The sequence below is a fragment of the Streptomyces sp. NPDC054786 genome (genome assembly GCF_053611685.1).
In genome coordinates this window covers 21416-30222 of sequence record NZ_JBSHAW010000070.1, presented here as the reverse complement: position 1 = coordinate 30222, position 8807 = coordinate 21416, and the positions used below count along the sequence as shown (strand labels likewise).

At 69.5% G+C, this 8807-nt stretch carries 9 protein-coding genes and 2 pseudogenes; 8 read left to right on the top strand and 3 right to left on the bottom strand.

Annotated elements, in window-relative coordinates:
• Positions 1-179, bottom strand: a pseudogene (locus ACWGI6_RS36400) (hydroxypyruvate isomerase); the annotation flags it as partial.
• 136 nt (positions 180-315) lie between these two features.
• Here ACWGI6_RS36400 and ACWGI6_RS36395 point away from each other — a divergent pair.
• The 8 genes and pseudogenes from ACWGI6_RS36395 (at position 316) to ACWGI6_RS36360 (ending at position 7023) form a co-directional block, all read left to right on the top strand.
• Positions 316-585 carry a hypothetical protein gene (locus ACWGI6_RS36395; protein ID WP_453271468.1) on the top strand — a complete coding sequence of 90 codons (270 nt, stop codon included), beginning with the start codon at positions 316-318 and terminating at the stop codon, positions 583-585.
• Entirely contained in the window at positions 582-980 is a 399-nt protein-coding gene (locus ACWGI6_RS36390; RefSeq protein ID WP_453271467.1) for a helix-turn-helix domain-containing protein, read from the top strand. Before ACWGI6_RS36395 ends, ACWGI6_RS36390 begins: the two co-directional genes overlap by 4 nt.
• A 312-nt stretch (positions 981-1292) precedes the next feature.
• Complete coding sequence (gene uraD / locus ACWGI6_RS36385) at positions 1293-1844, top strand: 2-oxo-4-hydroxy-4-carboxy-5-ureidoimidazoline decarboxylase (protein WP_453271466.1); 552 nt, start codon at positions 1293-1295, stop codon at positions 1842-1844.
• Positions 1841-2248 (top strand): hydroxyisourate hydrolase, encoded by a 408-nt coding sequence (gene uraH, locus ACWGI6_RS36380; protein ID WP_453271465.1) that lies wholly within the window; start codon positions 1841-1843, stop codon positions 2246-2248. The genes uraD and uraH overlap by 4 nt, the downstream gene beginning before the upstream one ends.
• Before the next feature lie 7 nt (positions 2249-2255).
• Positions 2256-3212 carry a factor-independent urate hydroxylase gene (pucL, locus tag ACWGI6_RS36375; protein ID WP_453271464.1) on the top strand — a complete coding sequence of 319 codons (957 nt, stop codon included), beginning with the start codon at positions 2256-2258 and terminating at the stop codon, positions 3210-3212.
• Positions 3213-3360: 148 nt separating this feature from the next.
• Positions 3361-3819: pseudogene (locus ACWGI6_RS36370) on the top strand (solute carrier family 23 protein); the annotation flags it as partial.
• A gap of 43 nt (positions 3820-3862) precedes the next feature.
• Complete coding sequence (locus ACWGI6_RS36365) at positions 3863-5263, top strand: 8-oxoguanine deaminase (RefSeq protein ID WP_453271463.1); 1401 nt, start codon at positions 3863-3865, stop codon at positions 5261-5263.
• A 317-nt stretch (positions 5264-5580) separates the two neighbouring features.
• Complete coding sequence (locus ACWGI6_RS36360; RefSeq protein WP_453271470.1) at positions 5581-7023, top strand: nucleobase:cation symporter-2 family protein; 1443 nt, start codon at positions 5581-5583, stop codon at positions 7021-7023.
• A 98-nt stretch (positions 7024-7121) separates the two neighbouring features.
• On the opposite strand, the gene ACWGI6_RS36355 is transcribed toward ACWGI6_RS36360, so the two are convergent.
• The gene (locus ACWGI6_RS36355; protein ID WP_453271462.1) at positions 7122-7997 is read right to left on the bottom strand and encodes a chitosanase; all 876 of its coding nucleotides are present in this window, start codon (positions 7995-7997) and stop codon (positions 7122-7124) included.
• Between the two features lie 175 nt (positions 7998-8172).
• Positions 8173-8727, bottom strand: a complete 555-nt coding sequence (locus ACWGI6_RS36350) for a TetR/AcrR family transcriptional regulator (protein WP_453271461.1) — start codon at positions 8725-8727, stop codon at positions 8173-8175.
• Between the last annotated feature and the right edge of the window lie 80 nt (positions 8728-8807).

Genomic DNA, 8807 nt, shown 5'->3' with positions numbered 1-8807 from the left:
AACGCCGCCCGCAGCGCCTCCAGCTCCGCCCGCTCCGGAACCGGAGCATCCACCCACGGCCACCACAGCTCCACCGCCGTGAAACCCACCGCCCGTGCGGCCCCCGGCCGCTCCAGCAACGGAAGCTCGGTGAACAGAATCGACAGATTGACGTTGAAGCGCGTGTCCGAGAAACCCATGAAGGCCGGCGCCCCTTCCGGATAGTGGAACTACTTTTCTGCTTACTGGAACACTGCCTGGCGGGCTCGAAGGCTGTCAAGGGGGCCCCAGGGCAATTTCTGGTGGCCGGGCCGAAGCGCGCGTAGGTTGAGCGGCGTGCGATTGAGAGTGGAGTTCACGACGGAGCCGTTCGACCTGGACGAGGCGCCGACGCATGCGGTGGTGGCGCGGGACATCGTCACGGGCGCCGAGTTGGATGCCGTCGACGTCGGTCCGTTCGGCAATACGGCCGAGGGCGACGCCGAGCAGGTGCTCGGCGCGGTGACCGCCCTGCTGCGCGAATCGCTGCAGGCGGGCGCCACCCGGGTCTCCCTGCAGGTCAATGTGATCGGGGATGCCGGGCTGGGCGAGGGGGAGGCGACGTGACGGAGCCCGCCGACCACCCGTTCGTCCAGGCGGTCAAGCCGCTGATCGACGCGATGGGCGGCCAGATGGTCACGCCGGATCAGGCGCAGGGTGACGATGTCGTACTGGCCTGGGAGGGGCAGGACCGGGTGGCCGTACGGCTGCCGCATCTGTCGGACTCGCTCGACCACATCCTCGCCGAGCTCCAGCGCCGGCACGGTATGCCGCTGGCGGAACTGGACCGTAAGACCAAGCAGTCGGTGGTGCGGATCCTGGAGTCCCGCGGCGCCTTCTCGGTCCGGCATGGCGTGGAGACGGTCGCCTCCGCCCTCGGGGTCAGCCGGTTCACCGTGTACAACTACCTGAACCGGGAGAACGCGGCGAAGGACGGGAACGCGCAGGTGGAAGGCCCGTAGGTGGTCAGATGGGCAGCCGGGCGGCTCCCCGGCGCGGCGGTCGTCCCCCTGTCGGGGCCGGCCGCCGAGCTGTTCCCGGATGGCTGAGCGGGGGTGCGGGCGGTGCCGGAGCGCCGGAGACTGGCCGGGTCTCGCGCCGGCCGCGAAGTGTCCGCAGTCGCCGCTCCCGGCCCTGCCGCCGCTGCCCGGGTTACCCGGACAGCGGCTTTTGTGTTGCCGAGTTTTCAACAAAGTGTTGACGTGTTGTTGCCGGGGGTCTTAGCTGTTTCCAGCCAAGCAGAGCTGTCCAGCACCAGGCCACGGAGGCTTCCCGTGTCTTCGAGTTCACCGCGCTCGACGGGGGACACCCCCGAGCCCACGCCGGGGCTCACCCGGTTCAACACCGCCGACGACAGTACGGCTCGGGCCGCACTGTACGAGGTGTGTGCCAGCCGGGCATGGGGGAGCAAGGTTCTTGCGCAGCGCCCCTACGCCACGACCGACGACCTGTGCGCCGCGAGCGACGCCGCCATGGCCGAGCTGAGTGCACAGGACCTGGCCGAGGCGATGGCCGGACACCCGCCGATCGGCCGGCCGAAGCCGGGGGATCCCACCTCGCACCGCGAGCAGAGCGGGATGGCCGGCGCCTCCGAAGAGCTCAAGGCGGAGCTGCTCGAACTCAACCTGGCCTACCAGGAGAGGTTCGGGCATGTCTTCCTGATCTGCGCCTCCGGCCGTACCGGAGAGCAGATGCGCGACGCGGTCCGTAACCGGATCGACAACCCGCCGGAACAGGAACGAGAGATCGTTCGTGGGGAACTCGGCAAGATCAACCGCATCCGCCTGACCCGTATCGCCGAGAACGCAGAAGGAGACGCAGCATGAGCAGCGAGACGGCTGCACCGACGTCGGTGTCCACGCACATCCTGGACACCAGCGTGGGCCGCCCCGCGGAGGGCGTCGCCCTCACGCTCTCGGTGCGCTCCGGCAGCAACGGCGACTGGACCGCCCACGGCGCGTCCACGACCGATGCGGACGGGCGCTGCAAGGATCTGCCGGCCCTGCCGGAAGGCGCCACCCAGGTGCGCCTCGACTTCGCAGTCGAGGAGTACTTCGCACACCACAAGGCAACCCAGCAAGCCGAGGAACAGCAGGACGCCCCCCGCGTAAGGGACAGCGGAGTTTTCTTCCCGGAGGTGGCAATCACCTTTGCCGTCAAGCCGGGCGAGCACTATCACGTACCGCTGCTGCTCAACCCGTTCGGCTACTCCGTATACCGAGGGAGCTAGCACCGACATGACTGCCCATTCCCGCCCGGCCCGCCCGGTGATTCTCGGCCAGAACCAGTACGGCAAAGCGGAGAACCGCGTCGTCAAGATCACCCGCGACGGCGACACGCACCACATCAAGGACCTGAACGTCTCGGTCGCGCTCTCCGGCGACCTGGAAGAGGTCCACCTCTCCGGCTCCAACGCCCACTGCCTGCCCACCGACACGACCAAGAACACCGTGTACGCCTTCGCCAAGGAGTACGGGATCGAGTCGGCCGAGCAGTTCGGCATCCATCTGGCCCGGCACTTCGTCACCAGCCAGGAGCCGATCCACCGGGCCCGCATCCGGATCGAGGAGTACGCCTGGGAGCGGATCGCCACCTCCGACGCCAACTCCCGCTTCATCGGCGCCGACGAGGTCCAGCACTCCTTCATCCGCAAGGGCCAGGAGACCCGCCTGACCGAGATCACCTACGACGGTGAGCAGTGGCAGGTCATCTCCGGTCTGAAGGACCTCGTGGTGATGAACTCCACCAACTCGGAGTTCTGGGGCTACATCAAGGACAAGTACACGACCCTCAAGGAGGCCTACGACCGCATCCTGGCCACCGAGGTATCCGGCCGCTGGCGGTTCAACTGGACCGACGACGAGCAGCGGATGCCCCACTGGGAGCGTTCGTACGAGCAGGTCAAGAAGCACATGCTGCAGGCGTTCGCGGAGACCTACAGCCTCTCGCTCCAGCAGACCCTGTACCAAATGGGGTCGCGCGTGATCAACAACCGTTCCGAGATCGACGAGATCCGCTTCTCGCTCCCGAACAAGCACCACTTCCTCGTGGACCTGGAGCCGTTCGGGCTCAAGAACGACACCGCCGAAGGAGCCGTGTACTACGCGGCCGACCGCCCGTACGGCCTGATCGAAGCCACTGTTCTGCGCGACGGTGTCGAGCCCAAGATCCCCATGGATCTGACCAACCTCTGAGCGGCTCCGACGCAACGCCGTGCCTCGCGTTCCCCTCCCCACCCCGCAGCGGGGAGGGGAACGCGAAACCCGAGGGGAACGACCCATGGCACAGCACATGCACACCCCGCACCACCCCGAGCCACCGGTCCATCCGGTGGACGAGAAGCTGTGCCTCGTGATGCTGGTGCTGATGACGGAGTCGTCGGCCGGCATGCTCGCGCTCGGCGAGATCTGCGACCGCCCGGCCACCGGCACCACCCTCACCCGGGGAATGCGCACCGACGGTCTCGCCACCCTGCTCGGCCCCGTCTTCGGCGGCTTCCCGACCAGCGCCTTCGCCCAGAACGTCGGGGTGGTCTCGCTGACCCGGGTCCGCAGCCGCTATGTCGTCGCGCTGGCCGGCGCCACGCTCCTGGTTCTCGGCGCGTTCCCCCTCCTGGGCGCGGTGGTCTCGCTGGTGCCGATGCCGGTGCTCGGCGGCGCGGGGGTCGTCCTGGGGATCAGCGCCGGGGCCCTGGTCGCGGTCCTGCTCAATCTGTTCTTCCACCACCTCGGCACCCGGGGCACCCCACGGGCAGCGGTACTGTCAGCCGCCTCGCCCGGCTCCGGCACTCAAATCCCGTAGGGCCATGCCGTGCCCACCGCCGGAATCGAAAGTAGGAAGCACCATGGCTGCATCGGCATCCCCTGACCGCGCGATCGAGCGCATCGTCATCGAGAACTGCGCCATCGCCACGGTCGACGCCCACGACACCGAGTACGCCACCGGCCATGTCGTGGTCGCCGGGAACATCATCGAGTCGGTCGGCGCGGGCAACGCCCCCGAGGGCCTGGCGAACGTCGTCCGCCGGATCGACGGCACCGGGCACCTGGTCACCCCCGGCCTGATCAACACCCACCACCACTTCTACCAGTGGATCACCCGCGGACTGGCCACCGACCACAACCTGTTCAACTGGCTGGTCGCGCTCTACCCGACCTGGGCCCGGATCGACGCCCCGATGCTCGCCGCCGCCACCCAGGGCTCGCTCGGCATGATGGTCAAGGGCGGCGTCACCACCGCCTCCGACCACCACTACGTCTTCCCCCAGGGGTCCGGCGACCTCGTCGGCGCCGAACTGGCGGCCGTCGCCGAGATCGGCGCCCGGATCACCCTGGCCCGCGGCTCCATGGACCGCAGCGAGAAGGATGGCGGACTGCCCCCGGACTTCGCCGTCGAGACCACCGAGGGCGCGCTGCTGGCGACCGAGGAGGCCATCGACACCCACCACGACGCCTCCTTCGGTTCGATGGTGCACATCGCCGCCGCGCCCTGCTCGCCGTTCTCCGTCTCGACCGAACTCATGCGGGAGGGCGCCGGGTTGGCCCGCCGTAAGGGCGTACGGATGCACACCCACGGCTCGGAGACCGTGGAGGAGGAGAAGTTCTGCCACGAGCTGTTCGGCATGGGCCCGACCGACTACTTCGAGTCGACCGGCTGGCTCGGTGACGACGTGTGGATGGCGCACTGCGTCCACATGAACGACTCCGACATCGCCGCCTTCGCCCGCACCGGCACCGGCGTCGCGCACTGCCCGTCCTCCAACGCCCGTCTCGCGGCCGGGATCGCGCGCGTGCCCGACATGCTCGCGGCGGGCGTCCCGGTCGGCCTCGGCGTCGACGGCACCGCCTCCAACGAGTCCGGCGAACTCCACACCGAGCTGCGCAACGCGTTGCTGATCAACCGCCTCGGCGCCCACCGGGAAGCCGCCCTCAACGCCCGCAAGGCGCTGCGGCTGGGCACCTACGGGGGTGCGCAGGTCCTCGGCCGGACCGGAGAGATCGGTTCGCTGGAGGCCGGCAAGCTCGCCGACCTGGTGCTGTGGAAGCTGGACGGTCTGGGCCACTCCTCCATTGCCGACCCGGTCACCGCCCTGGTCTTCGGCGCGGCCGCGCCGGTCACCCTCTCCCTCGTGGGGGGCAGGCCGGTGGTCGAGGACAACCACCTCACCAACGTCGACGAGGACGCCATCGCCCGCACCGCGCGGGCCGAGGCACAGCGTCTGGCCCGTATCGCCGCCGAGGGCTGACCCCTCGGCGCGGTCACCGGGCCGACGCCCCCTGAACTCGGCCGGGAGGGACGGCTCCCGGCCGGGCTTGTGGATCCGAGCGGGGTCCACAAGCGCCGGACCCGGGGGTGCGGGATCTTCTCGTACCCCCGGGCCGGTCGGCTCCCACCCCCGGGCCGGCCGGCCCCACCGCCGTCCACGCGCCACGAGCGCGCAGTGTCGCAGCATCGCTCACCAGGCAACTTCTTGACCACGCACCACATGGCAAGCCCTCCGTGACAGCCTCGCGTCGCCGGTCCCGGCGACGCAGAAAACGAAGGAGGCCCGCAGTGGCCGCAATGACCGGGGAGACGTCGGAGGGGGACCGGAAGCATCCGGTCGACCAGACCCTCCCGCCCTTCAAGATGTTCACCAGCGGCCTCCAGCACGTGGCCGCGATGTACGCGGGAGTGGTGGCCCCGCCGATGATCGTGGGGCCGGCCTGCGGGCTGAGCGCCACCGAGACCGCGTTCCTGATGGGCGCCAGCCTGTTCACCGCAGGCATCGCGACGCTGCTGCAGACGCTGGGTTTCTGGAAGGTCGGCGCCAAGCTGCCCTTCGTCAACGGCGTCTCGTTCGCCGGTGTCACGCCGATGGTCGCCATCGGCAAGGCCCAGAGCCCCGGCAACGCCCTGCCGATCATCTTCGGCGCGGTGATCGTCGCCGGTGTGCTGGGATTTCTGCTCGCCCCCTACTTCTCCAAGCTCGTACGGTTCTTCCCGCCGGTGGTCACCGGCACCGTCATCACCCTGATCGGTGTCTCGCTGCTGCCGGTGGCCTTCAACTGGTCCCAGGGCGGCAACGACCGGGCCCCGGACTACGGTTCGCTGACGAACATCGGCATGGCCGCCCTGACCTTCCTGATCGTGCTGGTGCTGCGCCGGGTGCTGCGCGGCTTCCTCCAGCAGATCGCGATCCTGCTCGGTCTGGTGGCCGGCACCCTGATCGCGATACCCGTCGGCATCACCCACTTCTCCGCGATCACCAAGGCGTCCCTGATCGGCTTCCCGACGCCCTTCCACTTCGGCGCCCCGCAGTTCGACCTCGCCGCGATCGTCAGCATGTGCATCGTGATGCTGGTCTGTATGACCGAGTCGACGGCCGACATGCTCGCCCTCGGCAGGATCGTCGACCGCCCGGCGGACGAGCGCACCATCGAGGGCGGACTGCGCGCCGACACCCTCGGCAGTGCCCTCAGCCCGCTGTTCAACGGCTTCGCCAACAGTGCCTTCGCGCAGAACATCGGCCTGGTCGCGATGACCAAGGTGCGCAGCCGCTTCGTCGTGGCCACCAGCGGTCTGATCCTGATCGTGCTGGGCCTGTGCCCGGTGGCCGCCTCGGTCATCTCGCTGGTCCCGCTGCCGGTCCTCGGCGGCGCCGGCATCGTGCTCTTCGGGTCGGTGGCCGCCAGCGGCATCCAGACGCTGGCCTCCGCCGCGATGGAGAAGGGTGACAACGCCCTGATCGTCGCGGCGGCCGTCGGCATCGGTCTGATCCCGATCGCCGCGCCGGACTTCTACCACAGTCTCCCCAAGGACCTGCTGGTCGTTCTGGACTCCGGCATCAGCACCGGCTGTCTGGTCGCCATCGTCCTCAACCTCGCCTTCAACCACTTCGGCAGGAAGACGGCGGACGGGGACGCGGAGGGGGATCCGGCCGCCCCCGCCCCGGTCGATCCGGGGATCCCCGCGCCCGGCACCGCGGACGACGCCGGCGAGCCCGCTGCGGCGACCGCCCACTGACGCCGGGGCAGGGCAACGGCCCGTAGGGAGCGCCAACTACGGCTCCCCTACGGGCCGTTGGGCTGTCCGCGCCGGCCGTACGCGGTCGGCGGGCGGGGTCAGCCGATGTGGTAGCTGTCCCCGTAGACCCTCCAGTCCAGCGGTGTGTGCAGATCGAGGTTGCCCTTCTGCAGGAACACCCGCTGGGCGGTGTCGACCCGGCTGGTGTCGCTGTGTGCCTCCTCCTGCTTCATCGCCCACACCCGGGCGTCGAGGAAGGCGTTGAGGTAGGTCTTCTCGTCGCCGCCCTGGGCCGGCGGCTTCGCCTTGGCCAGCGCGCGCTTGCGGATGCCGGAGAAGCTGGTCGCGTCGTCGCCGTCACCGTGCATCACGATCGCGTCGTAGTACGTGAACTGGCCCAGCACCCCGATCCCGTCCGCCTTGCCCTGCTTGACCGCGGGGTTGAAGTACACCCGGTCCCGCTCGTCGTTCTGGGCCTGCTGGAACGCGGGGTCCTGGGCGGCCTTCTTCCAGTCCTTGGTGTAGCCGGGGTCCAGGCCGTCGTGTGAGTCGCTGCCGTCCACGTCGCGCAGTGCGGGGAGGTACTTGGCCAGCACGTTGCCGGGCTTGCGCTGGGTGTAGAGCTCGACGAGTTCGAGCATGTCGTGTGTGCCGGAGCAGAAGCCGATGATGCCGCCGGTGTAGCCGCGGCCGTCGCCGATGTCCTCGATGTACTGGTACTGGGCCTTCCAGTCCAGCGAGGAGTTCTCCGCGCTGGAGACCAGCTGCATGGCGATCTCCTTCTTCGCCGGGTCGTCGAGGCCCGTCGCTGCCCGTGCCGTGTGGGGAGCGTGCTGAGCCGTGGCCGGACGGTGCGGGGCGGCCGGGCCCGCCGTGGTGGCGACGGCAGTGGCCGGGACGGCGAGCAGGGCGAGCCCGAGGGCGACGCGGGTGGTGATCCTGGGCAGGTTGCTGCCTATCGATCGGGTGCGCATGGAGTCCTCCAGTCGGAGAGAGCCGTGGGGGGTTCGCCAATCGTTAGGAAGCTTTCCTACCAGACTTGAGGAGTGCCGTATACCCGTCAGGCCGCCCCGAACGGCCGCACCCCTGCCAGTTGTTGGGCGTGCCGGGCGCCCGGATGCGTCCGGGCGCGGCTCCGGCCTGCGGGGCTCAGTCCAGCAGCCCGCCCAGCAACTCGCGGATGCCCGGACCCGGGTCGAAGTCCTTTGTGGGGAAGGCGAGTTGATGGAAGGCGACGCCGTCCATGTAGTCGAAGAGGATCTCGCAGTGCCGCCGCGGCGCCGTCGAGCCGAAGCGCTGCAGCCACTCCGCTCCCCAGCCGACGACGGTCTCGCGGCCGCGGGTGAGCGTCGGGCGGAGCTCGGGCCGGGCCGAGGATTCCAGGTAGAGCGCGAAGCGGGCGGCAGTCCTGGCCCGCTCGGGGCCGGTCGCGTACCGCAGGAACTCGGTGACGGCATCGGCGAGTTCACCGACATCGGCCGGGGCGGCCGCCGCGGCGAAGGCCTCCCAGTCGCGGCGCTCCAAGGCCTGGAGGTGGTCGACGATGCCGTCGATCAGGGCCGTCCGGTTGCGGAAGTAGTTGGAGGTGGTGCCCGACGGGACCCCCGCCGCGGTGTCCACGGCCTGGTAGGTCAGCCGCCGCGCCCCCTCACTGCCCAGTACCTGGATCCCCGCGTCCAGTACCTGCTCCCGCCGTCGTGCCACCTGAGCGCCCCTCGTGCCGAGCCGATTCTTACTATGTTTGTAGTGCCGATCCACTATACGCCTGCGAAGCGCTCGTCGAC